Here is a 24,750-nt window from a genome sequence, read left to right as displayed (position 1 = left end):
TGGTTATTAATACCTGATAGTAACTTGTTGAGAAAAAATACTAAAAAGTAGTTTAAATTTAGGTTGACTTATTGCGGCTAGGCAATAAAATTTGTCACATAGTTTGTTGTCGGCATGAGTTGCTTAAAGCTGGCATTTTTTATTAGTTATTTCTTGATTGACGTGGAACGCAGCCACGAAGGAGCCATGAAATGCGAAATGTGGATATTAACAACCTGTTTTTTTGATCGCTTTTCATGTGCATCTGCTTGAAAAGTGATTGAGCTTTTCAAGCCAGAATTCTCTAGAGCCCTGGCATTTGCCGGGGCTTTTTTGTTTGGGGCTTTGGAGAGCTTTTAATGATTTATTGGATCAATCCAAGGACTCTATATGCCTGTAAAAATTGTGCTAAATAAAAATGCACAGCAAGGTAGTGTGCCGGTAAAAATATATACCGATGAAATCGAGCCGCAGGCCTTGCAGCAGCTAAAAAATATTGCTCAGTTACCAATCGTACACTCCCATATTGCGGCAATGCCGGATGTACATTTAGGAAAAGGGGCAACCGTTGGTTCTGTGATCCCAACAGTAGATGCGGTAATCCCATCAGCGGTAGGGGTGGATATTGGCTGCGGAATGAATGCAGTGCGAACTTCGTTACATGCCCATCAGTTGCCTGACAACCTGAAAGCATTGCGGGAGGCCATTGAGGTGAAAGTACCCATTGGACAGGGTCGTCACAAGATGATCGGTGCCAGGGAATCTGCCTGCAAACTTTTAGCTCCCGGTGTGGATAGGTTGTTTGAAAAACATCCTGGGCTACTAAAAAGGCTGCATCAGCCACAGAAAACTTGGGTTACCCAGATGGGGACCCTGGGTGGCGGCAATCATTTTATTGAAATTTGTCTGGATGAAAATAATGCGGTTTGGGTGATGCTGCACTCAGGCAGTCGAGGTGTTGGCAATGCTATTGGACAGCACTTTATCCAGTTGGCTCGAAAGGATATGGCAGGACATATACGTAATCTGCCAGATAAAGATTTGGCTTACTTTTCCGAAGGTAACCACCATCTTGATGATTACATCGAGGCGGTAAGCTGGGCCCAGGAGTACGCTAGAGTTAATCGGGAGGAAATGATGAAGTTGGTTTTGAATTGTCTCAAAAATCATCTGCCAAAATTTACGCTCACCAGTGAGGCAATCAATTGTCATCATAATTATGTCGTGCGCGAACGCCATTTTGAGCAGGATGTTTTTATTACCCGTAAAGGGGCGATCAGTGCGAAAAAAGATCAGCTGGGAATTATTCCAGGCTCAATGGGAGCCAAGTCCTATATTGTGCGTGGACGTGGTATTGCCGAATCATTCCACTCATGCGCTCATGGAGCTGGCCGCAAAATGAGTCGTAGCGCAGCGCGCCAGAGGTTTACCAGGCAGGATCTTGAAGAGCAGACTAGGGGTGTTCAATGCCGTAAAGATAAGGGAGTGATTGATGAAATTCCGGCGGCCTATAAAGATATAGATCAAGTTATGGATAATCAGTCAGACCTTGTTGAAGTGGAGCATACCCTGCGTCAGGTAATATGTATTAAGGGGTAGACTTCTAGTTTGTAGCAGTTTTGAAAAGGAGTTATTTGATGTGGCATAAGCCGGTTACTTGGCTGAGACTAGCAGGAAAATACCTTGGCTGTTGGCACTTGGCTGCCAAAATTTTCGATAAAGGAGAATGTATATGAAAAAAAATCCACCTAAGGGGAGTGGGAAAATTCGCAATTATATCGCGCGTAACCCACTTATGGGGAAGGGTGGTGCGCACGTTAAAGCAAAGTCAGGAAAACGTTTTTTAAATAAACAAAAAATGAGGAAGGAGGTGCGGGAGTGGAGGGGCTCCCGCGATACTTACTCTCTTATAGTTGCAGTTCGTTTAATTTGCCACTGACTCTTGCCGGTTTTTAGGTTCTGCCTTCTTCAGGCCATCCGGGGAGCGCTTCCAGGTACACCCACTTTTTTTTGTAGAGTTTGAACAGGGATACTTCATGAATTACATGTTCCTGCTCATTTTCTGAATACCACGCCTTAAACTCTACCACCGATCTCTTCAGGCCAGCTTTGCTTTTAATAACCTCCAGTCTCGTCCACTGGGTCTCCAAGTCCTCCTGGCAAAGATCTGGACAGGTGTCTGGATGCCAAGTTTTGCGTAGATAGGCCAGGTTTCCCATCGCATAAGCGCAATAACGGCTGCGCATCAGGTTCTCTGCAGTATTGGGATAGGCTTGCCCAGAGAGGAAGAGGTTGCAACAGCTCTGAAATTTCTTACCTGAGCCGCAGGGGCAGGCGTGATCCGTCATAAGTAACTCCGTAATCGGGGGCGCTCACTTTCACTGGTTCGGTCAGCGCGTTTCGTAAACACTTTTTAACCTTGCTTGACGGTGACAGAGGGTAGCATAGCTTGATCTTTTGCTGAGGAGCGTTAAGATACCGACCAGCCGGTTGGTTTGTTGGGTAATCCCGGGAGGTCATGTGTCCAGAGTCGATAAATCTGCCATTGTCCGTGCTGCCGAAGAGGTGGTGCGAGAGAAGGGGGCACGCAAGCTCACTCTCGATGCAGTGGCTACCCAGTGCGGGTTAAGTAAGGGTGGTTTAATTCATCACTTCAGAACCAAGCAGTCTCTTCTCAAAGCGATGTTGGAGGCAGCGATTGCCAGGGAAGATGCCAGTGCTGAAGCTTGCACCAAAGCTGGCGGTGACTTGTTGACCTCTCGGCTGAGTTCCATTTTTGAACTAATGGAAGATGATGAAGGCTTGCCCCGTTCATTGATTGCAGCAGTAGCCGAAGATCCGGCGCTCCTGGAACCAGTTAAGGTTAAGGAGGCTGAATTGCGCAGTGAAATCTCCCAAACCTACAAAGACCCCGAGTTTGCACAGCTGTTGATTCTCGCAGCCCAAGGTATGTTCTTTGGGCGTGTGTTGGGTGTGGTGGAGTCAGAAGATCCGATGCTCACCCGTTTACGCGAACGTTTGTTGATGCTTTCTGCAGATCTCACCTGATTTTTTTCTTAAACACGCTTTTTGGATGACGAATATGAAATTGTCGGTAAGTTCTCGTGCCCCACTAGCCCTGCTTATGGCAGCGGTGGTCATTCTTGCGGGTTGCTCCGGCTCGGAGAAAGAAGAGCAACGTGCTGAGCGGTTGTGGCCGGTGAAAGTGGCCACCGTTCAGAGCACCAATAAAGTAGCAGATCGACAATTTGCAGGCAGGGTAAAAGCTGTGCAGAGCGTGGACCTTTCTTTTCAGGTTGGCGGTAAGCTCGATAAGCTAAATCTTCGAGAGGGCGAAATCATTCCTAAAGGCACTTTGATTGCCGAGCTTGACGATCGCGATTACCGACGCCGGGTAAAGGAAGCCCGGGTAAATGTAGAGCTTCTGGAGAAAACATTGAATCGACAGCGCTCACTGGCAAGTTCCAAAGTGATTTCCCAGCAGCAGCTCGATGAAACCGAGAGTAACTTTGACCTTGCCAAAGTAACCCTGGAAAGAGCGGAACAGGATTTAGCTTATACCAAGCTGACGGTTCCCTTTGATGCGTTGGCAACACGGCAGCTTGTCGAGAATTACACTAACGTTCAGCCCGGCCAGCCCATTGTGCGCCTACAGAATATTTCTGAGGTGCGTATACAAATTTCTGTGCCGGAAAAAATGTTGGCTACTGTCAACGAAGAGCAAATAAGCTCAGTGTTAGCGGAGTTTGAGTTTCTTCCGGGTGAGCAGTTTGCTTTGCAATACCGTGAACACCAAGCGGAAGCCGACAGTGTAACCCAGACCTACGCGGTGGAACTGGGGATGCCGCGACCGCAGAATGTTCAGATCCTTCCTGGTATGACTGCCCGAGTGACGGTCAAAATGAAAGAGGGCAGCGGAGATTTTTGGATTCCTCTGGCGGCGGTGCAGAGCAATAGTGAGGGGAAACCCTATGTCTGGCAAATTAATGAAGATCAATCGGTTTCCAAGGTTCAGGTGGCTCTTGGCCGTACCAATGGTGAAGCCGTACAGATCACTACGGGCTTGTCAGCAGCGATGAAGCTGGTAGCTGCGGGCGGTCAGCATCTCTATGACGGTGCAAAAGTTCGCAATTATGTACAGCACTAATTTTTTGCTTGAGAGCTCTGACCCTGTGAACAGGGGGGAAATGTTGTGAAGATTTCTGACACATTTATCGAAAAGCCGGTTTATAGCTGGCTACTAATGTTGATTTGCCTGATCGGCGGACTCTGGGGGCTTTCGGATATTGGCCGCCTTGAAGACCCTGCCTTTACCATTAAAGAAGCGCGAGTGTATACCTTCTATCCCGGTGCCAGTGCACAAAGGGTGGAAGAGGAGGTTACTGAAAAGCTTGAGGTCGCTATCCAGCAAATGGGACAGCTGGATAAGGTTTCCTCTACCTCTAGTCCGGGAATGTCAGAAATCCGTGTAGAAATTAAGGATCAATACGCTTCCGCAGAACTGGCTCAGGTATGGGATGAGCTGCGTCGCAAAGTTAATGATGCCCAAAGTGACCTTCCCAGTGGGGCATATCCCTCGGTGGTCAATGATGACTTCGGTGAAGTCTACGGTATTTATTATGCGATTACTGGTGAGGGTTTTTCCCTGACCGAAATGCGTGAAATCACTAAAGCGATTCGTCGTGAACTGCTCGGTGTTGAGGGGGTGGCGAAAGTTTCCCGTTCTGGAATCATTGATGAAGTCGCCTATTTGGATATTGATGAGTCCCGACTCGCTCAGTTTGGTTTCTCTCTCGATGATCTAGCCCAGGTTCTGCAATCGGAAAGCTCCACACAGAAAGTTGGAGAAATCGGTGGTCAGGATTTGCGCACCCGCATCGTAGTGGATAATCCTGCAAGTGACTTGGAAGCAATCCGTAATATTCTTGTGGGTGTACCTGGTTCAACGGCAATGTTGGCCATCAGAGATATCGCAGATATCTCCCTGGGTTATGATGAAAGCCCTAGCTTTATTGCCCGCTATGATGGAAATCAGGCGGTATTGCTTGGTATAGCGGGAGCTGAAAATACCAATATTGTTAATGTTGGTAAGGCTGTAGAGGCCAAGCTTGAGGAGATAAAACAGGCACTGCCGCTGGGGGTGGAAATTCACCCGGTTTATGCCCAGCACCAAGTGGTAGAAGAGAGTGTCGATGGCTTTCTGTTTAATCTCGTCTCTTCAGTTGTGATCGTTACCCTCGTACTCTGTGTATTTATGGGCTGGCGCTCTGGCGTGGTGGTGGGTACCGTGCTTGGTCTTACGGTTCTGGGTACCGTATTAATCATGAATTTGTTTGGTTTGAACCTGCAGAGGATTTCTCTTGGTGCCCTCATTATTGCCATGGGTATGTTGGTTGATAATGCTATCGTAGTTGCAGAAGGCATGTTGATGGGGGTTCAACGAAATGAGGAGCCCAAGAGTGCTGCCAGCCGGGTAGTGCGCCAAACATTCTGGCCGCTTTTGGGGGCCACTGTAATTGGTATTATGGCTTTCTCTGGTATTGGACTGTCTGATGATGCCACCGGTGAATTCCTTTTCTCTCTGTTTGCTGTGATTGGGATTTCATTGCTGCTCAGCTGGATTCTCGCTGTAACTGTAACGCCCTATTTGGGGTATCACCTGTTCAAACCCGGTAAGAATTCAGATTCTGAAGACCCCTATAATGGTCGTTTTTACAACATGTATTCCGGAGCCTTAGCAGGAGCATTAAGGCATCGTGGCCTCACCATCGGCTTACTCGTTGCCGTTACATTAGTAAGCTATTTTGCTTTTGGGTTTGTAAAGCAGGGATTCTTCCCCAACTCCAATGCACCGCTGTTTTATGTGAATTACTTCTTGCCACAGGGCAGTGACATTAACCGTACTGATAAGGCTCTTCAACAGGCAACAAAGTATTTTAAAGAGCAGGATGAGGTGGTTTCGGTAACGGCTGTAGCTGGTCGGGGAGCCGATCGCTTTATGCTCACTTATGCTCCTGAAGCGCCCAATGCTTCCTATGGTCAGCTAATTGTTCGCACTGAGAATCGCGAGCAGATCGCTCAACTGATAGAGAGGGCAAAGGCGCAGTTACGTGAAGAGCAGCCTGAAGCATTGATTACCTTTAAGCGCCTGGTGTTTGGCCCTGGTGGTGGTGCCGATGTGGAAGTGCGAATTTCTGGTCAGGATTTTCAGACCTTGCGTGCGCTTGCCGTAGATGTTGAGCAACAGTTTCGCGAGAAGGGCCTGGAAGATATTCGCCATGATTGGCGCAGTAGAGAGCCGACTATCCATGCCCACCTTGATGATGAGCGTGCTCGCGTAGCTGGTGTCACGAATACCGATATTAGCCGGATGATTCAATTTGCCTCTGCCGGTTATACCGTGGGTGATTTTGAGAGCGGCGATCGTATTATCCCTATTATTGCGCGAATGCCGGAAGGGGATAGGAATCAAGTGGGTTCCCTGGAGGATCGTTTGGTCTGGAGCCCTAACGAGCAAGGGTATATTCCGGCGGGACAGTTGATCACGGATTTTGAGGTTACTGCAGACGAGGGCCTGATCCAAAGACGCGATAGGGTTCCGACCATCACTGTCAGTGCCGATGCTCCGGAAGGCGTTACTGCTATGGCCGCGTTTGGGAGAATTCGCCCCTGGGTAGAAAGTATGCAGTTACCACCAGGCTTTAAAGTGGAATTTGGTGGTGAGTATGAAAGCTCTACCGATGCACAGAAGTCTCTGGGTAAAGGCTTGCCACTTGGCTTCCTAATCATGATCTTGGTATCGATCTTGTTGTTCGGTACTGTACGTGAGCCCGTAATTATCTGGCTGGTAGTTCCCATGTGTTTGGTGGGCGTAGTTGTAGGCTTGTTGGCGACGGGGCTGCCTTTCGGATTTATGTCACTTCTTGGTGTATTGAGTTTATCCGGAATGCTGATTAAAAACGCTGTGGTTTTGGTCGATGAGATCGAAGTACAAACACATGCGGGCTTGCCCAGACTCACTGCTATTCAGCGTGCTAGCGTAAGTCGCTTGCGTCCGGTCTTCCTTGCAGCTGTGACCACTATTTTAGGAATGTCGCCACTGCTATTTGATGCTTTCTTTGCGGATATGGCCGTAACCATTATGGGGGGGCTAGGTTTTGCTACTGTGCTTACGCTGATTGCTATCCCTGTTTTCTACGCGGTCTTCCACAAGGTTAAACCTAATGAGGTGGAAGGTAATCTAGATGAGATGAATTTAAAGTCGCAGCCAGCCCCTGCTAAAGAGGTTGTCTCTGTATAGTGCGATGAGCCTGCGTTGATCGTGGGTAATTCGAGATCCTGCGCAATGCCTTTTTGAGTATTGCGTGGGATCATCCTTCCTTTCCCAGATACTAGTGGTTTCTAACTGCCTCCGTTGCGCCGGTTCATACACTTATCTTTTCCTTTCGCTGTTTGTTGGTAACTAATGGTTTCGTTTTTACCTCAGTTTGAACCGGTACATACAATCCCAATCAGTTTTCTAGTAATCTAAAGATCTGATTTGATTGGTAGTTGATGTATGAGTGTTCGGTCAATTTCAAGATTTTGTGTGTGCTTCTTTTTATTTTCTTTCAGCTTTTCTGCTCTGGCGATTAGTTATGAGAGATCAGAGTGGTTACCCAAGTGGTCTGATACAGATAGGGATTGCCAAGATACCCGACATGAGCTGTTGATACGGTACTCCCTTTCGCCAGTTACTTATACTCGCGCCAACGGCTGTAAGGTGGATACTGGGTTGTGGCTAGATCCTTATACCGGCAATTTTTACAGCAAAGCTTCTGATCTGGATGTGGAGCATATTGTGCCCCTTAAGTGGGCCCATGATCACGGAGGAGCTGGGTGGAGCCGTGCAAAGAAAAGGCGCTTTGCTGAGGATATCGATAATCTCTGGTTGGTGGATGATGGCCGCAATCAAAGTAAAGGGCACAAAGGGCCTGATGAGTGGATGCCACCCTATGCGCCCGTCGGTAAAATATATGTTCAGCGATTTATTTCTATCGTAGAGAAATATGGATTGAGCCTGAGTCGAGATGAATCTCGCAAACTACGCACAATAGCGAGTGAGGGCTAGCCAGTCTAAATGCCAACTGGCACATTGAGTGGGGAGTGTCGTCCCGGTGGTACAATTTCGGGCAGGACTTTGCCTCTAATTGGAAGCATGGATGGTTATGCGGGACTCCTCCAAATTGTTGGTCGAATATTTCAGACGCTGCTATCAGGCGGATAGTCATGATTTATCACTGAGTAATATTGCCCGGCTTGCGGGTAATCGCCGGGTACTTTTCAGAGAGCGGGACTTTTTAGCCAGTGGAGAGTTACCCAGAGTGCCATTGGTGGGGGCCTCGGCTACTAAGCTCGTAGAGCTAACGGATGCTTACCGAAAAGAGCGCAGTTTAATCTATTCGGTGTTCTTTATCTCTGGTGAACTCCCGAGCCAGCTGGGGCTTAGTTCCAAGCGTCAATTGTGTGCCCCGCTACTGTATTTTCCTGCCCGCCTTTGTTCTGACGAAGAGTATTTTGTGGAGGTCAACTCGGCTGATCTCCATATCAACCTTCCACTGCTGCGCTTGATCCTTAAGCCGGATATAGACTCGAGAGTAACAGATAGTTTCCCTAAACCGAGCTTTCCGCTGGATAGTCCCCAGGTGGCAGCTATGGGGCGCTGGCTGGAACAAAACAGTCGGTTAACCGGTATTGAAGAGATTAGTCGCTGGCCGAATCTACAGACGGTTGATTGTGATGAGTTGGGTAGGGCTCCAGCTCTGGCAATAAGTAGTGCTTGCGCCCTAATTCTGGCTGATAGGTCGCGGGGATCGCGCGGTGTCCTTCATGAGCTGAAACTTCTAGGCCGAGAACGAAACTTTTCTGCTCCATTAAATTTGGTCCTCGGGGAGGAGGTTGTTGATTTCCGGCAAAGTGACAGTGAGCCGGAGATGTTGCCGGGACTTTTGAGTGAGGCTCAGGAAAGGGCTTTACGAAATGCTGCGAAGATGCCCTTGAGTCTGGTTTCCGGCCCGCCAGGCACCGGTAAGAGTTTTACCATTGCCGCAATGGCGATTGACCAAATGCTGCATGGCAATACTGTTTTGGTTGTTTCTAAAACCCCCCAGGCCATAGATGTTGTGCGGCAGAAGTTGCGTGAGGCCTATGACTTACAGGAAGGGTATGTTCATGCAGGTGAAAAGGGTTTTATACCCAGCCTGAAATTTCATTTGGATTCTTTGCTCAAAGAGGGGGTTGCAGCTCCCGAGGTGAGCGCTACCAACCTAAAGCGTGGTCTTAAAGTAATACTCAAATCAATGCGTAAAGCTGAGCGCCGTTTTAATGGGGCGTTAAGTGCCGCTCAGAAACTCGGTTCCGAAGGTTTTGGTGCTTGGTTGGTTGCATTGAGACTGCGTATTTTAGGTCGGCAACTGGATACGGAGTCATTGTGGGAATTCCAGGAGGTAATCGGGACCTTGCGTAAAAATTTTGAACGGCATGCGTCTCGATTTATTAATGCTTATCGAAAAGAGGCCCTTCTAAATCTTTTAAAGCATGAGAGAAGGCATTTATCGGCTTTCAATCAGGCTCTCAGGGCAAGAACCTCCAAAACGCAAGCAGAGCTTTTGCTCAAACGAATATGCAGGTTGTTTTACAGGCGTACCCAATTTGGCTTGTGAGCCTGGATGAGCTAAATGAAGTATTGCCTCTCTCCCGCGAGCTCTTTGATCTTGTTATCTTTGATGAGTCCACCCAGTGTGATATCGCCAGCGCCCTACCAGCATTACACCGAGCAAAACGTGCGGTTGTCGTCGGGGATGGCAAGCAGCTGCGTCACGTCTCCTTTTTATCTGTGGCGCAACAACAACAGTTGTGGGAAGACTTAGGCAGCCCTGAAGAATTACCTATGAAGTTGAGTTACCGGGACCAGTCCTTGTTGGATATTGTCTCTGACTCCTTGGGTAGTCAACAGGCTGTTACCTTACTGGATGAACACTACCGCAGTCAGCCGGAGTTAATTGCTTTTAGCAATAACGCTTTTTATACAGATCGACTCAAGGTGATGCAGTCTAGACCGGTAGCCTCCAGTGAGAGGGCTTTAACTCTGCATTACTTGGAGGGAAAGCGAGCAAAAAGCGGCAGAAATCGGCTGGAAAAGGATTGGATACTTGAGCAGCTGCATGAACATACTCATCGCTATGCCGACTCCCCACTCAAGCCGACGGTTGGAATTCTTTCTCCTTTCAGGGAGCAGGTGGATTATCTGGCATCCGAAGTGGATAAGGCCTTCCCGGCAGATGTGCTGCGCAGTTTCTCCGTCTTGGTTGCAACCCCTTACGGATTTCAGGGAGAGGAGCGGGACCTGATGCTCTTGTCTTTTTCTGTAGACAATCAGTCTCTGCGTGCAGCGACTTATCTTAATCGTGCCGACATGTTTAATGTTGCTGTGACCCGGGCTAAAGAGAGGCAGTTGGTGGCTTATTCCATCAGCCCAGAATCTCTGTCACCTGAGCACTTGCTGCGCCGCTATGTTGATTTTGATCATGAGGCGGGCCTAAGTGCTCCACAAAAAGTTTTTCCCTGTGAGTTTGCCGAAGAGGTGAGCGCGAGCCTGCGGATGGCGGATGTCAGACATTGGGTTGCATTCCCTATCGCTGGCCAGCGTATTGATGTGGTCTGCGAATACCACGGCCGAGTCCTGGGGGTGGATTTGATCGGTTTTCCTGGGGAGTATCGGTATCACTTTACTACCCAGACTTATAAAGTGTTGCACAGAGCGGGGGTTACTGTTTTGCCATTACCCTATGCCAGCTGGAAGCGTGACCCAGAGAACTGCCTTAGACGTATTCTTGCAGTTTTGAAGAGGGGTCACCTTTAGGGTAGTGGGGGGCTCACTCTTAGAAGTGGATACACAAAATGAAAGTTGCGCCGGGGCTGCTAGGCTTTATAGGAGTTCAGCTTGCAGTTTAGCCGAGTACGCCTATGAAATTGTGGTTATTAATACCCTGCTTTTGGGTGACTGCCGTAGCAGCTGTGGATGTGATATTTGTGGATGCCCAGCAGCAACAGGGGGTGCGAAGCCCGACCTTAAGCTTTTGTCAGGCGCGATTCTATGAGGAGGATGACGGCCGCCTTTACTGTAACTGGGCAGTCAATTTTCGCTATGCCTGTTTTGTATGGTGGCCAACCAATAAAATAATACCGGCAGGAGCCAAACTCTCTGAACCAGAGGTTGTCGGTAAGTGTGGTAACGGTGAGCCGGTTTATAAGCTCCATCACTACTAGCTATTCAGCGGGCCTGGTTGCTAGATTTTATAGCATGTTCTGTCTTCGAGTTTAGCGATTTACTTCCTATTGGTACTGCGTGATAGAGCATGATAGCTTCTCTATTGTTCGGTATTGAGTCCTTGATCTTGCAGTTCTCGCGCTTGCTTAAGGATTTCAGGCATGGCGCTGTCTTCCACCGATAAGGCATCAATGATGGCTGCCAGTAGATCTGCAGAAAACATGCATTTGCTCACCTTGCTGCGCAGGTTTTCCGTGGTCATTGAAATCCCTCTTTCGGCCAGGGCCTGGGCGAGATCCCCGTAACGCATACCCCGCAAAGCCATAGATGCGCGCACATAGCGGGCGATAGCCTGTTTGTACGGAGCCAGTGCTTGCTGGTTACTGAGGCTTTGCTTGTGGTCCATGGGCTCGACTCCGTTACAGTTGATGTCACTTATGTGGTAAATATTATCTTTGTGTGTATTATTTGCAACATAAGTTTGAAATAAGTTATTGACCGCCTTTTTTTTGATGCTATATTTGTGACTAATATTCCACAGCGAGGGAGTCGAGATGACCTGGAACCATGAGAATCTACGCCATTTGGCGGAAAGCCACACCGGATGGGTGGTGGAATCTGAGGGGGAGTGCCTCAGTATTTCCAATGACGAAGGAGTCGATGCATTCGTTTATGTCGGTGAGAAGCAGATCGTTGTCGAGAGCATCTTGTTCCCGGTCAGCCAGGTAGCCGACGTGGTCGCCCTTAATGAGTTGATTCTCCAGACTCATCAACTGGTTCCCCTGACGTCGATCGCCATCACCATGATTGGCGGTGAGCGTTACTATGTCGCTTTTGGCGCTTTGTCTGTGTCTAGTAAGGACGAAGTGGTAATTGAAGAAGTTGAAACCCTGTTCTCCAATGTGGGTGACTTCCTGGATTTATATGCTGATCATTTTGAAATGGAGGGTGTAGCATGAGCCTGAGAAAAATTTGGACTGCCTTGAAAGGCGCGGTCAATGAAGGAACTGAAGCCGTTGCGGACAGCCAGTCTATCCGTATCCTCGATCAAGAACTGCGGGAGGCAAAGGCCGAATTGAAAGCTTGTGATGAGAACCTGACTAAAATCATGGCCAAGCGTAAGCTGGCAGAAAGTAAGGTAGAGTCTCTAAAAGCCGATATTGAGACTTACAGCAACCACGCAATCAGTGCCAGCGAGAAAGGTGATGATAGCCTGGCATTGGAGTGTGCCGAGCGTGTTACTGAGCTGGAAGCTCAACTCGAAACGGAACAGAGCCTCTTGGATGGCTTCATCAACTCTGAGCGTACCCTGAAAGGGAATATCTCCAAGGCGAAAATTAATGTCCGCCGTATGGAGCAGCAGATTGACCAGATCAAGGCCACCGAATCTGTACAAAAGGCCCAAGTAGCCGTTTCCTCTCGCCATATGGGGGCTAACAGCAAAATCAAAACGGCCCTGGACAGCCTTGATCGTATCAAGACCAAGCAACAGGAGCGCGCTGCGGAGCTGGAAGCAGCTGAAGAGCTGGCAACAGAGGAAAGCGGCTCTGGTCTGGACGCCAAGCTGAAGGCGGCGGGCATTAAGCCCGGTGGCCAGGTCAGCGGCAGCGACAAGCTGGCCCAGCTACTGGCGAGCCGCCAAAAGGCCTGATCCAGTGCTACTTTATCGAGTGCGGCGCCTTCTGGCGTCGCTTTTTGTTAAGGCCAATATACTAACCATTCTTGTCGGCGTGCTGGGTTATGTAATGGGGAGTTACCTATTACTCAGTGCTGCAGGGGAGCATGAGATTGTTGACCCCGCCAACTTTATATATTGGCTGATAGTGACTGCTTCCACAGTAGGCTATGGCGATTTCTCGCCGGTAACGCCCGCAGGTAAAGTGGTTGTGGCAACCTGGGTGATCCCCTTTGGATTGAGTCTATTCGCTTTGGTGCTTACCAAGGTGGGCTTTGTAATTTCAGAGTTTGTGCATAGAGGAAAGAGAGGGTTGCGCATGACAAACCATGTAAATCACACGGTTATAATTGGCTGGAATGGAACGCGAACCCTTCGTTTGATAGAGCTGCTGTTATCGAAAACCAATGGTACAGCAACAGATATCGTGCTTTGTGTCGAAGCCGATATCGAGAATCCCATGCCGGGTAAAATTGATTTTGTTCGGGTTGAATCTTTTTCCCATATTGAGAGCATGCAGCGCGCCGCACTTGTCGATGCCGCGCGGATCATTATCGATAATCCCCTGGATGATGTCACGCTCACCACAGCTTTGTTCTGTGACAAACTCAGTCCCAATAGTCATAAAACAGCCTATTTTCAGGATGAAAATGTCGGTGAGCTATTGCGCTCACACTGCCCGAATATTGAATGCATCCCCTCAGTAGCGGTGGAATTACTGGCTAAATCCTCCCTGGACCCCGGTTCTGCCAGATTACACCGGCAGCTACTGGATAGCACTTATGGAATGACTCAGTACAGTATTGAGTATCAGGGTGAACGGCCTTTGTTATTTTCTGCTCTGTTTGATCATTTCAAAAAGAATTTGTCCGCAACCTTGATTGCCGTGCGTCGTCAGGGAATAGTTAAAATTGATGTAAACCCCGCGTTGACCGATGAGGTGAACAGGGGGGATATGCTCTATTACATTTCTGCTAAGCGGCTTACAGAAAAGCGCTGCTTCGATATAAAAATGAATGAAGGAGAGGGGACAGGTACGTGTTTACCAAGCTGATTGACAAACTCAAAGGTAAAGATATTCCAAAGGTGAAAACCCCGGAAATTATGGGATTGCGACTCGGCGCAAGTTTTGAACTGGACCCATTGGCTATTCGCCTGATACTGGATGAACTCACGATTGAATCCTGTTCTCCAACGCAGATTATCAAAGCCGCCGGAATTGTAGAGCTCGATGGAGCCTGGGTTTATCGGTTTTATACTGATGACGATGCCTGGCTACAGGTTGTGGCAGAAGGCGGTCAAAGTGATGAGCATGTAGTAGACGTAAAGCTGTTTCACTTTTACGATACCCTCGATGTCGCCAATCAGCAGGTTTGGGACAGGCTTCTAAAGCAGGAAATCGGTGCGGCTAATTACCAATTGCAGGACCGTAACTATCAGAGAGTCTGGACTGCTACTGGTGATTATCACAACCCGGTGCATATGGCCGAGAAGACCTATGATGCCGATGGGGACTATTCCCTCACCGACCAATTCACCATGCTTTTCGAACGCGATTTGTCCGATCAGCGTACCGAATCCCTGTTCCTTTCAGCGGAAGAGAAAGAGGAGGACGCAGGTTACCTGAGTCGCAGTCTGGTGATTAGTACCGGTATAACTTTGACACCATCACAGCTGACTATTCACGGATAATAAGGAGATGTATTAATGGACCAGCCCTACGATTTGATGACTGGTATCCTCCATTTTGCGGCCTATTTTGGCCTGTCACTGGTATTTTTAATCGCGTTTAAATTTCTTTATGCACTAGTGACACCCCATGACGAATGGAAGTTGATCCGTGAAGACAAAAACGCAGCCGCTGCCATTGGATTTGGTGGTGCGGTGATGGGTTTTGCCATTGCTGTTGGCGGCGCTGCCAGTAACTCTGTTTCCATTATTGACTTTGCCACTTGGGCAGTGGTTGCTCTAATCGCTCAGCTTATTGCCTTTGCGATTATTCGTTTTGGCTTTATGCCACGTATTGTTGAGCGTATTGAAGACGGTGAAGTTAGCGCGGGTATTATGCTGGCAGCTACCACTATTTCTGTTGGTGTCCTCAACGCGGCTTGCATGAGCTATTAAGCGGAGGTGAGGATGAAGCGTAGTAAAAATATTAATCTTGCGCGGATGCGCAAGGGCAGGGGGGCAAGTTTTGTTTTACGCCCCCTGGCTATGGGTATCACCGTGGCTCTTGTGGGCTGCTCCTCCGATGAAGAGGTTAAGGTGGTGTCCTCTGTCGAGGACTGTGTGAATAATACACAGCTCGATGAAGCCCAATGTGAGGCGGCCTACCAGAAGGCCCTCGCGGAAGCTGAGCGGACTGGGCCCAAATATGCCAATTTGTCCCAGTGCGAGACGGAGTTCGGTAGTTGTCGCGAGAGTAGCAGCGGTTTTTGGATGCCACTGATGACCGGTTTTATGGTCGCCTCCATATTGAATGATAATGACCGGCGCTATCACTCCTACGGTCATTACAACCCGGTATACCGTTATTCTGCCTCCGGCTCCCGCTATTATGATCGCCTGATGACCGCTGATGGTCAGGTTATCGGTCGCTACGGTAAAAACTCCTATACCGTAGATAAGACTGCGATGGATCCCAAGCCCAAAGTTACCAAGACGGTTTCACGCGGGGGCTTTGGTGCAGTCGCTTCAGCCAAATCTAACTGGGGTGGCGGACGCTCTAGTAGCAGTCGCTCCCGAAGCTGGGGGGGCTGATTGGTGCTGAGGTTGCCGATCGGTGAGCGCCCGCGCTGGAAAGAGCGGGCGCAAGAGTTTGGTTTTCATTTTCACACCATGTATGGGGAGCCATACTGGGATGAAACTGCTTACTATCAGTTCACTTTGGAACAGATAGAGCAGGATATTGAGGATCCCACCGAAGAAATCCATGCAATGTGCCTGGATGTTGTCGCTAAGGTGCTTGAGGATGAGGCGTTGTTAAGGCGCTTCCGCATACCGGAGCAGCACTGGGATTTTGTCCGCGATTCCTGGAAAAATGGTGACCCCAGCCTTTATTCTCGCTTGGATTTTGCCTATTCGGGGCAGGGTCCGGCCAAACTTTATGAGAATAACGCCGACACGCCTACCAGCCTATATGAAACGGGATTTTGGCAGTGGCTTTGGTTGCAGGATAATGTAGATAGGAGGGCACTTCCCCTACAGTCTGATCAATTTAACAGCCTGCAGGAAAAGCTGGTTAATCGCTTTCGCGATGTACAGTTCCTGACCCCTGGTCGAGAACTACATTTTGCCTGTTGCAAAGATACGGTAGAAGACCGCGGTACGGTTCAATATTTGCAAGATTGTGCCAATGAAGCCGGCATCACTAATCATTTTGTATTTATCGAAGATATTGGTTGTGATGCGCAGGGAGATTTTACCGATTTAGACGATCAGGTAATTACCTGGATGTTCAAACTGTACCCTTGGGAGTTTATGTTCCGCGAGGAATTTGGCTCTCTGTTGGGGGGCAATAACGTACGTTGGTTGGAACCACCCTGGAAGGCGATATTATCCAATAAAGCACTCCTGCCCATGTTGTGGAAGTTGTTTCCTGGGCACCCCAACTTACTACCTTCATTTTTCGAAGATGAGCTGGATAAAGCTGAGGGCTATTCGGAGCTGGTTAAGAAGCCCATTTTCTCCCGTGAGGGAGCCAATATTTCAGTAGTACGCGGAGAAGATGTGCAATCGCTTTCGGATGGGCCCTATGGAGAAGAGGGCTTTATCTATCAGGCTATGCATCCACTGCCGAAGTTTGGTCAGAGTTTTACCCTGGTGGGTAGCTGGCTAGTGGATGATATGGCTGCGGGTATTTCAATTCGCGAGGATAGTAATCTTATAACTCAGGACATGAGTCGCTACCTTCCGCATATTATCCTTTAAAATACTTGCCAGAGTAATTTCTCTGGCAAGTATTCGTGTAAGTGTGTCATTTTCATAGAGTAAATGGCTTTTTTGCTTTAAGACACAAGTCATTTTAGATATTCAAAGCGCTGTTGTTATCAGTTGCCCGCTTAAAATCAATTCCTCAATTTTGTTGCTGAGCCTATCGTAAGTAAAAGGTTTTTGGATACAGTCGAGAACCCCATCTTTGATAACTTCCTGGACTTTGCTATCGACACTAAACCCGGTTGAAAGCAATGCTTTCACCTCCGGGTTGATGCGCTGCAGAAAGGCGAATAGTTCCTGGCCATCCATTCCGGGCATAATCATATCGAGAATCACCAGGTCTACCTGATCGTAATGCTGTCGGTAATAGGTGATCGCCTGTTCCGCCGAAGCGAAAGTGGTTACGCTGTGGCCATTCATTTCAAAGAGTGTTTTCGAATAGCTGCGGACAATGGCTTCATCGTCCACCACCATAATACGAAGTTGGCGTTTGGCAGATTGCGGTACAGTTTGTTTTTGCAGTCTACTTACTTTTGCTTCGGCAATCGGCAGGTACAAATTAAAGGTGCTGCCCTCTCCCTCAATGCTATGGCATTGTATGGCCCCCTTATGCAAATGGATGGTGCCATGCACTGCGGCGAGACCCAGTCCGGCACCCCGGCCGCATTCCTTAGTGGTGAAGAAAGGCTCAAAAATTCTGCGGCGCACTTCAGGGGGCATACCTGTACCATTATCGCGAATGGTGATTAACAGGTAATGACCAGGTTGCACTTCAAAATCTGCGATAGTAGTAATTTTTTCAAAGGTAATATTACTACTACTAAAACGCAGAGTGCCTCCACTCGGCATGGCATCCTTGGCGTTGATGCCGATATTTAATAATGCACTTTTCAACTGGGCGGGATCGCCGACTACATGAGGCCGGCCAGCTTCTAGTTGCTGTTCAACGCGAATACGCCGATCAATGGTGCGCTCAAGCATGGCACAGACATCGCGGGTGATCTCATGGGTATTGCAATCTTTCAGTTGATAGTTACCTTTGCGAGCAAAGGTAAGCAGCTGCTTAGTCAGCTCAGCGGCATGGCGGGCAGTAGTGAGTATATGATTAGTGTATTCGCTGATACGGGGATCTTCCGCTATCTGCTGGATAACCTCGGCATAACCACTGATTCCATGAATCATATTGTTGAAGTCATGTGCGATGCCGCCGGCTAGCTCGCCAATAGCCTGCATTTTTTGTGCTTGACGCAACTCCTCCTCCAGCAGGCGCTGTTTGGTGATATCGGTTCCAATACTGAGTATGCCTGTTGGGCAGCCACTTTCATCTGAAAGGATTTTATTAGTCCAGGCAATCCAAACCCTCTTGCCAGACTTGGTGATGTTCTCGTTAATGTTGTAGCGATGTTCTTGTGGATTATCGCAAACATGTTGAATGAGTTGACGTAGATCCCGGCCGCTGGACTCGCAGGCGGGCACTATGGTGCCGATCAGGTGCCGCCCAATAATTTCTGCTTCAGAGTAGCCAAAAAGTTGTTGAGCATATTCATTAAAAGAGGTGATTCGCCCGTGCCTGTCGCAGCGCATAATGATGGAATTCGCATGCTCAACCAGTTCGCGATAGCGCTCTTCACTTTTACGTAAAGCCTCATAGACTTGCTGGGAATCCCGGCTTTGGCTACTGGTGACATAAGTGGATGTGGGGAATACCGGCAAGCTGTTTTCCTTGATCACCTATTCTCCTCCGGAATAATTATTGAGTATTTTTTCACCAGAAACTGCATCATGTGGAAACAAAAAAGTATATAGGGAACCTGGGGCCTTTTAAGGGCTGGTTTGCAGTCTTTGCTGACATGCCGACATTTATAAACCCTTTTGTAATTGTGTGTTTATTCAAATGTGATGGGTATCCACTTGCAGAGCAGACGAGTTTCTCGTTAATTCTTTGGGGCTTTTCTTCTCAGAAGCGAACTTTTCTTCTCTAAGTAGTGGCTAAGGTCAGACAAACTGATAGCATTCACCGCCATCTTCAAAACCATTGGATGAATAACTATGCAGCTGCATTCTCGAGTTTTCGGGCGCGGCATCGCGGCTTTGCTTTGTGCCTCGCTGTTGGTGTCTGCCTGCGGAGAGAAGAAAGCCGGGAGTGAGCAGAGATCTCTGGATTTTGCTCGCCTGGATGCTTTCCCTTCAACTTATTCTGTTACTCAGTCCCGGCCGGTGCTGATTCAGGATGCCACTTTGCTTACTGGGACTGGGGAGCAATTAGAGAACACAGACCTATTATTGAAAGGCGGAAAGATTGCAAAGATCGGTCAAGATCTTGAGGCTCCCAAGGACGCCTTGGTTGTCGATGGCAAAGGTAAGTGGGTGACCCCCGGAATTATCGATGTGCACTCTCACCTGGGAGATTATCCCGCCCCCTCTATTGAGTCCTCTCAGGATGGCAATGAGATGACATCCCCCAACACCGCGCAGGTATGGGCGGAACACTCTGTATGGACACAGGATCCCCAGTTCCCCTTAGCCCTGGCTGGCGGTGTGACCACATTGCAGATCCTACCGGGCTCTGCCAACTTGTTCGGTGGCCGCAGTGTAACCCTCAAAAATGTACCGGGTCGCAGCGTACAGGACATGAAATTTCCCGGTGCGCCCTACGGTCTGAAGATGGCCTGTGGCGAGAACCCTAAGCGTGTTTATGGTGGTAAAGGTACTTCCCCTTCAACCCGCATGGGTAATGTAGCTGGCTACCGCAATGCCTGGATTGAGGCCAGCAATTATAAGAAGAAGTGGGAGGAATATGTAGAGAAGGGTGGAGATGAACCAGAGCGAGACCTTGGCCTAGAGACCCTGGCAGGCGTTCTGAACGGCGATATCCTGGTACACAATCACTGTTATCGCGGAGAGGAAATGGCGGTGATGATGGATGTTGCCAAGGAGTTCGATTTCCAGATCTCTACGTTCCACCACGCAGTAGAAGCATACAAAGTCGCCGACCTGCTGGCGGAGAACAATGTATGTGCTGCGATGTGGGCTGACTGGTGGGGCTTTAAGCACGAAGCCTTCGATATGACAGAGGCAAATATTGCTATCGTCGATCAGGCCAAGGCCTGTGCGATGATTCACTCGGATTCCGGTGTGGGCGTTCAGCACCTGAATGAAGAAGTTGCTAAAGCGATGACTGCAGGTCAGCGCGCAGGTTTCGATATTCAGCCAAAGGATGCTGTGACCTGGATGACCATGAACCCCGCTAAGGCACTGGGTATCGATAAGCAAACCGGCAGCCTTGAGAAGGGTAAGATGGCCGATGTTGTTATTTGGTCTGGCAACCCGTTCAGTGTTTATACCCATGTTGATCAGGTCTTTATCGATGGGGAGCTGATGTACGATCGCTCCGATAAAAAGCGCCAACCGCGCAGTGATTTTGAGCTTGGTATTCTCAATGCAGAGGGAGAGCGACTGTGAAAAAAATAGCTGTATTCTATGCGCTGGCCCTGGGGGTTTTGACAGCAGGGGCTCAGGCGCAAAGTATCCTGATTAAGGGCGGCAAGGTACACACCCTGGCTGATATGGGCACACTGGAATCTGCCGATGTGCTGGTAGTGGACGGTAAAGTGGAGCAGGTGGCTCCCTCGCTGAATATGCCTGCCGATCGGGTAATTGATGCGAAAGGCAAGGTGGTGACTCCTGGAGTTATTGCACCCATTTCTGAATTGGGACTGGTGGAGATCAGCGCAGCCAGTGGCACCAACGACCATGCGGTAACTGGTGAGAGTATCGGCAGCGCCTTCAATCCTGTACCCGCATACAACCCCAAATCTACATTGATCCCTTTTAACCGGGCTGGTGGTGTTACCAGCGCTGTGGTGTTTCCAGCTATCAATACTTGGGATAGCGCTGCGGTAGAGGCCCAGAGAGTGTTTGCCGGACGTGGCTTTGCTATCAAACTCAATGGTGAGTTCGATAGTGTCGAGGCGGAAGATGTTGCCCAGAAGGCTTATTTGGGTGAGGCCGGTGCTCAACTGGCCGGTGGTAGCCGTGCAAACGCCTATGCGAAAATTGAGAATGCCTTGAATGAGGCTAAGGAGTACCGTGACAATCGTGCAGCGATTCGTCTGGGAGAGTGGCGAGAGCTGAATTATAGTCTTGCGGATCTCGAGGCCTTACAGCCGGTGATTAATGGAACGGAACCGCTATTAATTACAGCTAATCGTGCCAGCGATATCCTTGCGGCTATTGAGTTGGCTAAGACTTACAATGTAAAGCTGGTGCTGCTGGGGGCGGCTGAAGGTTGGATGGTGGCGGAGCAGCTGGCCCAAGCTCAGGTGCCTGTCGTGATTGATGCGATTAACAACCTGCCCATTTCTTTCTCCAGCCTTGGCGCCCGCCTGGATAATGCTGCTTTGTTAACCAAAGCTGGTGTGAAAGTTGCCATTAGTGGTCCCGACTACGCTTCTACCCACAATGTATACCTCTCACGTCAGTCTGCTGGTAATGCTGTTGCCCACGGGTTGTCCCACGAGGAGGCTCTGAAGTCTATCAGTACAAATGTGGCAGATATCTTTAGCCTTAGTGGCGGTACCCTGGAGAAAGGGGCCGATGCTGATATTGTAGTTTGGAGCGGTGATCCACTGGAAGTAACCAGCTACCCTGAACAGGTACTGATTGAGGGGGAGCCCCAATCTTTGGTTACTCGTTCAACCCGCCTGCGCGATCGTCATCTTAAGCCGAGCAAGGGGCACGACTTTGGCTATCGCAATTAACTAGTGCTTAGTTTGTGAGCAGATGAAGAGCGGGCAAAGCCCGCTCTTTTTTTGTGTGACGAAAAATGAACAAAAAGGTCCAGCCACTTGTTTAGCATTGGTGTGGTGAGCTGTGTGGTGATAGAGATATATTTACATCTCGTATTAATAAGAAAAAGGAAAATGCCATGGTAAATATTACAGCGCTGTATGCCAGCCTCTGTGCAATCCTCATTATCTACTTGGCAGGCCGGGTCGTTCAATTTCGTCGCACTAAGCGAGTAGGTATTGGCACTGGCGAGGATCGTCATAATGAGATTCGTGTGCGCGTGCACGCGAATGCGGTTGAATATACCCCCATCGCATTATTGCTCTTGTTGCTTGCGGAGCTAGGGGGCTTATCTGCACTGTGGTTGCATGTCTTTGGAATCGCCTTTTTTCTATCCCGCATTTTCCACGCTTATGGCCTGACAGCGGGTAAGGGAGGTACCCATGCCGGACGCTTTTGGGGCACATTAATCAGTTGGCTGGTGATATTAATACTCGCAGTGATCAATATTGTGATATCGATAAGATCTCTGTAAAAGCGCTTGTCGCAATAGAGGATTTTTTAGGTGATCTGGAACGATTAACGATCTTTATGCGGTGGGAGGCTTCAGCTAAATACTGAAGCCCAGCAAAAAAGCCCGGTTGAACCGGGCAGAGTACAGGGATGAAACTTTAAATTACTACCAGAAAATTTCTTCTGGCAGTTTTACTGGTTTGCAGCAAAGGGAGTAACGGTCTCGTCGGAGGACTCTTCACCGCTCTCATCTTCTTCCAGCAGAACTTCTGGTTTGCCTTTGCAGGCTTTGGCCAGGGCATCGCGACGCTTGGCCAGCAACAGGCCGATCTCTTCGCTCACCTGCTCATCAATACCTTCAATACTGCGCTCAATGAGCGTGGTAATGTTGGCTGCAAGCTCCAGCATCTTATCGTGTTCTTCAGCATCTTTTTTGTTGTCGAACATTGCTCCGTCTCGATCGCATTTCCAAACAGCTACTACGGCCATGATATGCCTCCCAATTGCCTTTAAGACATTCCAGTTTGCTTGTATGGCTATACGGTAACTGTATAAATATTCAGTGTCAATGGTGGTTGGAACTGAAGTGGCGGAGGTTTCGTTGCGCTCAAGAGAGTTGCTATTGCGATGATTCGTCTTTAGGAAGCTGTCGTAACTGTCATAATGCGCCACTGCAGCCGGATGTACTCCCCCCAGGCATCCAGGCTGCAACCTCCGCACTGTGCAGGCCCGTTTGCGGGCCTGTTTTTTTTGGAGTGCCTAATCATCATTCTTACGGGGGAAAGTTTCGATTTTGGCACGCCTCTACGGAGGTGGTGCTTAGGTCCTACCCACTAAATAGTGAATACCAAACGTGCGGCCAAGCCAATCAGGAGCAGACCAAACAGCTGCTGGATGCGGTGGCCGAGGTGCTTGCTAACCAGTTGACGTTTGCGGCTGGCATGAACTGCCAGGGCAACGATGCAATACCAGAGTGTATCGACTCCTGAAACCATGGCAGCCATTCCGAGCTTGGTCGTGAGAGCCTGCTGCTCAGATACGAACTGGCTAAATAGGGCAGTAAAGAATACCGCGATCTTGGGATTAAAGAAGGCCACCCCGAAACCTTGTACGATCGAGCGGCGAACACTCATGTGGGGGGCTTCCAACTGGGTTGTTCCCGAGCCGGGAGCCGGGGCTCGGAAGGCCTTCCAGCCCAGGTATACCAACATGGCTGCACCGGCCCATTGCAGAATACTGAATAGTAGTGGAGAGCTGGTAATCAGTACTGCGAGGCCAAAGGCTGTCAGCGCAGCGTAAACGGCAACGCCGGCGCCGTGCGCAATGGCGCTGGCGAGGCCCTGCTGAAGACCGGAGGCGGAACAGCGCATTACGATAAGCAGGCTAGGGCCTGGTGACATTGCGCCTAGGGCACAGATACCTGCAAGTGATAACCATCCGAGTAAATCCATTATTTAAAGCCGCCCCCTTGTGCCAGCCAGTGCTTTTCTTCTTCAGTGGAATTGCGGCCTAAGGCCGCATTGCGATGCGGATAGCGGCCAAACTGCTCGATAATCGCCTGGTGGGCCAGGGCGTATCGATAGTGGGTGGCGAGATAAGGGGCGATGGACTCATCATCCCCGTACTGCTTCTGCAACTGGGCGAAGTATGCCACGGAGCGCTGTTGGATAGCGGAGTTTTCACTGTGCTCAAGAGGCATGCCGACAAAAATCTGCTGAAACAGCCCAAGTTTTTGCTCATCTGCCCTCTGTAGAATCGACTCGGTGATATCGAGAGCCAGTGGGTCCCCCTTAAAGGCCAGAGAGTTACCGCGGTGGATATTGCGGGCGAATTGATCGCATAACAGCAACAGGGCCAGCTCGCCCTCCAGACTTTGACGCCAGTGATCCAGCTTTCCCTCAAGGGCCATATTGGTGATCTCGGTAAAGTCTTCAGCCATTTGCTTGTCCAGCTTTGGGTCTGCCGAAAACCACCGCTTCTGCCGTTCAGGTGTAGGGCGGTAATTTAAAGCGGGATCACCAAACCAAAAGATCAGTATTTCCTTAATACCGGTCATCTACGCGCTCCCCAATGGTTACAGGCCGATTATTGCGACCTTTGTACTTATTGGTCCAGTAGCCATAGGAAGAAGTCCTCTCACAAAATTTTTAAAAAAATATTTTTGCGCCTGCATCCAAAATCAATTCTGGCTCCGTCATAGAGGTGTACAAGGAAAAGCGATCTGGAGGTCACAATGTTTACTGCGGGATCATTTAAGAAGGTACAATTTTGCGCCGTACTGATTTTGGCGCTTGGCGGCATGCAGGCCGGAGCGGCGGAGCTGGGATTCTCGGTGGATGATATTCATCGTCAGCTCACTGAGAAAACAGACCAGCACTTTATGCAAAAGCTCAATGAATGTAAGTCAGGCAGTGAGGTTGAAGGCAGCGGGCTTCCCTACCCGGTGCGGATTGCCGAGGAGAGAGCTCCCCAAGGCGCCACCCCCGGACCTTACAGCCGAGGCCGCATAACAGTGATGTAGCGTGCAGGGCTTCCCCGGGCCGACGGTTAA

General features: G+C 49.3%; 25 protein-coding genes. 19 read left to right on the top strand and 6 right to left on the bottom strand.

The features are described from left to right. Window positions 1-369 precede the first annotated feature (369 nt). A complete protein-coding gene (locus ACJJIT_RS12165) occupies window positions 370-1,578 on the top strand; it encodes an RtcB family protein (RefSeq protein WP_444898557.1) in 1,209 nt (402 codons plus the stop codon). 353 nt (window positions 1,579-1,931) lie between these two features. Here the strand turns inward: ACJJIT_RS12165 and ACJJIT_RS12160 are convergent, their stop codons facing one another. Next, the gene (locus ACJJIT_RS12160) at window positions 1,932-2,327 is read right to left on the bottom strand and encodes a YchJ family protein (protein ID WP_444885403.1); all 396 of its coding nucleotides are present in this window, start codon (window positions 2,325-2,327) and stop codon (window positions 1,932-1,934) included. Between the two features lie 172 nt (window positions 2,328-2,499). On the opposite strand from ACJJIT_RS12160, the gene ACJJIT_RS12155 reads away from it, so the two are divergent. The 7 genes from ACJJIT_RS12155 (at window position 2,500) to ACJJIT_RS12125 (ending at window position 11,286) form a co-directional block, all read left to right on the top strand. Then, window positions 2,500-3,027 (top strand): TetR/AcrR family transcriptional regulator, encoded by a 528-nt coding sequence (locus ACJJIT_RS12155; RefSeq protein WP_444898556.1) that lies wholly within the window; start codon window positions 2,500-2,502, stop codon window positions 3,025-3,027. Between the two features lie 34 nt (window positions 3,028-3,061). Then, on the top strand, window positions 3,062-4,126 hold the full coding sequence (locus tag ACJJIT_RS12150; RefSeq protein WP_444898555.1) for an efflux RND transporter periplasmic adaptor subunit: 1,065 nt from the start codon (window positions 3,062-3,064) through the stop codon (window positions 4,124-4,126). Between the two features lie 45 nt (window positions 4,127-4,171). Continuing rightward, window positions 4,172-7,279 carry an efflux RND transporter permease subunit gene (locus ACJJIT_RS12145; protein ID WP_444898554.1) on the top strand — a complete coding sequence of 1,036 codons (3,108 nt, stop codon included), beginning with the start codon at window positions 4,172-4,174 and terminating at the stop codon, window positions 7,277-7,279. A gap of 258 nt (window positions 7,280-7,537) precedes the next feature. After that, a complete protein-coding gene (locus tag ACJJIT_RS12140; protein WP_444885399.1) occupies window positions 7,538-8,089 on the top strand; it encodes an HNH endonuclease family protein in 552 nt (183 codons plus the stop codon). Between the two features lie 97 nt (window positions 8,090-8,186). Then, window positions 8,187-9,680, top strand: coding sequence for an AAA domain-containing protein (locus ACJJIT_RS12135; RefSeq protein WP_444898553.1), 1,494 nt, complete (start codon window positions 8,187-8,189; stop codon window positions 9,678-9,680). After that, entirely contained in the window at window positions 9,677-10,879 is a 1,203-nt protein-coding gene (locus ACJJIT_RS12130; RefSeq protein ID WP_444898552.1) for a DEAD/DEAH box helicase, read from the top strand. The genes ACJJIT_RS12135 and ACJJIT_RS12130 overlap by 4 nt, the downstream gene beginning before the upstream one ends. Before the next feature lie 104 nt (window positions 10,880-10,983). Next, complete coding sequence (locus ACJJIT_RS12125) at window positions 10,984-11,286, top strand: hypothetical protein (protein WP_252085404.1); 303 nt, start codon at window positions 10,984-10,986, stop codon at window positions 11,284-11,286. A gap of 101 nt (window positions 11,287-11,387) precedes the next feature. Here the strand turns inward: ACJJIT_RS12125 and ACJJIT_RS12120 are convergent, their stop codons facing one another. After that, a complete protein-coding gene (locus tag ACJJIT_RS12120; protein WP_252085405.1) occupies window positions 11,388-11,693 on the bottom strand; it encodes a DUF6471 domain-containing protein in 306 nt (101 codons plus the stop codon). A 148-nt stretch (window positions 11,694-11,841) separates the two neighbouring features. On the opposite strand from ACJJIT_RS12120, the gene ACJJIT_RS12115 reads away from it, so the two are divergent. From ACJJIT_RS12115 to ACJJIT_RS12085, 7 genes are read left to right on the top strand one after another with little or no spacing between them, the layout of a single operon-like run. After that, entirely contained in the window at window positions 11,842-12,246 is a 405-nt protein-coding gene (locus ACJJIT_RS12115; protein ID WP_444885397.1) for a DUF2170 family protein, read from the top strand. After that, window positions 12,243-12,938, top strand: coding sequence for a PspA/IM30 family protein (locus ACJJIT_RS12110; protein WP_252085407.1), 696 nt, complete (start codon window positions 12,243-12,245; stop codon window positions 12,936-12,938). The genes ACJJIT_RS12115 and ACJJIT_RS12110 overlap by 4 nt, the downstream gene beginning before the upstream one ends. Before the next feature lie 4 nt (window positions 12,939-12,942). Next, window positions 12,943-14,016 (top strand): potassium channel protein, encoded by a 1,074-nt coding sequence (locus ACJJIT_RS12105; protein WP_252085408.1) that lies wholly within the window; start codon window positions 12,943-12,945, stop codon window positions 14,014-14,016. Continuing rightward, a complete protein-coding gene (locus tag ACJJIT_RS12100) occupies window positions 14,001-14,654 on the top strand; it encodes a YjfK family protein (RefSeq protein WP_252085409.1) in 654 nt (217 codons plus the stop codon). Before ACJJIT_RS12105 ends, ACJJIT_RS12100 begins: the two co-directional genes overlap by 16 nt. 15 nt (window positions 14,655-14,669) lie before the next feature. Continuing rightward, complete coding sequence (locus tag ACJJIT_RS12095; protein WP_444898551.1) at window positions 14,670-15,086, top strand: DUF350 domain-containing protein; 417 nt, start codon at window positions 14,670-14,672, stop codon at window positions 15,084-15,086. 12 nt (window positions 15,087-15,098) lie between these two features. After that, window positions 15,099-15,722, top strand: coding sequence for a DUF1190 domain-containing protein (locus ACJJIT_RS12090; protein WP_252085411.1), 624 nt, complete (start codon window positions 15,099-15,101; stop codon window positions 15,720-15,722). Window positions 15,723-15,725: 3 nt separating this feature from the next. Then, a complete protein-coding gene (locus tag ACJJIT_RS12085; RefSeq protein WP_444898550.1) occupies window positions 15,726-16,892 on the top strand; it encodes a glutathionylspermidine synthase family protein in 1,167 nt (388 codons plus the stop codon). A 102-nt stretch (window positions 16,893-16,994) separates the two neighbouring features. Here ACJJIT_RS12085 and ACJJIT_RS12080 read toward each other — a convergent pair whose 3' ends face one another. Continuing rightward, window positions 16,995-18,629, bottom strand: coding sequence for a response regulator (locus tag ACJJIT_RS12080; RefSeq protein WP_444885394.1), 1,635 nt, complete (start codon window positions 18,627-18,629; stop codon window positions 16,995-16,997). Window positions 18,630-18,947: 318 nt separating this feature from the next. On the opposite strand from ACJJIT_RS12080, the gene ACJJIT_RS12075 reads away from it, so the two are divergent. The 3 genes from ACJJIT_RS12075 to ACJJIT_RS12065 all read left to right on the top strand — a co-directional run bounded on the left by ACJJIT_RS12075 (window position 18,948) and on the right by ACJJIT_RS12065 (window position 22,221). Continuing rightward, entirely contained in the window at window positions 18,948-20,360 is a 1,413-nt protein-coding gene (locus ACJJIT_RS12075; protein ID WP_444885393.1) for an amidohydrolase, read from the top strand. Next, the gene (locus ACJJIT_RS12070; protein ID WP_444898549.1) at window positions 20,357-21,658 is read left to right on the top strand and encodes an amidohydrolase family protein; all 1,302 of its coding nucleotides are present in this window, start codon (window positions 20,357-20,359) and stop codon (window positions 21,656-21,658) included. The genes ACJJIT_RS12075 and ACJJIT_RS12070 overlap by 4 nt, the downstream gene beginning before the upstream one ends. Window positions 21,659-21,825: 167 nt before the next feature. After that, window positions 21,826-22,221 carry an MAPEG family protein gene (locus tag ACJJIT_RS12065; RefSeq protein WP_444888626.1) on the top strand — a complete coding sequence of 132 codons (396 nt, stop codon included), beginning with the start codon at window positions 21,826-21,828 and terminating at the stop codon, window positions 22,219-22,221. 170 nt (window positions 22,222-22,391) lie between these two features. Here ACJJIT_RS12065 and ACJJIT_RS12060 read toward each other — a convergent pair whose 3' ends face one another. The 3 genes from ACJJIT_RS12060 to ACJJIT_RS12050 form a co-directional block, all read right to left on the bottom strand. Beyond that, window positions 22,392-22,688, bottom strand: a complete 297-nt coding sequence (locus tag ACJJIT_RS12060; RefSeq protein ID WP_252085417.1) for a YebG family protein — start codon at window positions 22,686-22,688, stop codon at window positions 22,392-22,394. A gap of 344 nt (window positions 22,689-23,032) precedes the next feature. Further along, window positions 23,033-23,650 carry a LysE family translocator gene (locus tag ACJJIT_RS12055; protein ID WP_444898548.1) on the bottom strand — a complete coding sequence of 206 codons (618 nt, stop codon included), beginning with the start codon at window positions 23,648-23,650 and terminating at the stop codon, window positions 23,033-23,035. Then, on the bottom strand, window positions 23,650-24,255 hold the full coding sequence (locus tag ACJJIT_RS12050; protein WP_444898547.1) for a DUF924 family protein: 606 nt from the start codon (window positions 24,253-24,255) through the stop codon (window positions 23,650-23,652). Before ACJJIT_RS12050 ends, ACJJIT_RS12055 begins: the two co-directional genes overlap by 1 nt. Before the next feature lie 177 nt (window positions 24,256-24,432). On the opposite strand from ACJJIT_RS12050, the gene ACJJIT_RS12045 reads away from it, so the two are divergent. Next, complete coding sequence (locus ACJJIT_RS12045; protein WP_444898546.1) at window positions 24,433-24,720, top strand: hypothetical protein; 288 nt, start codon at window positions 24,433-24,435, stop codon at window positions 24,718-24,720. Window positions 24,721-24,750: the final 30 nt, after the last annotated feature.

It is taken from the genome of Microbulbifer mixtoriginis (SeqCode), assembly GCF_052467515.1.
The sequence above is the reverse complement of the archived record's forward strand: the minus strand, read 5'-3'. Positions and strand labels throughout refer to the sequence as shown.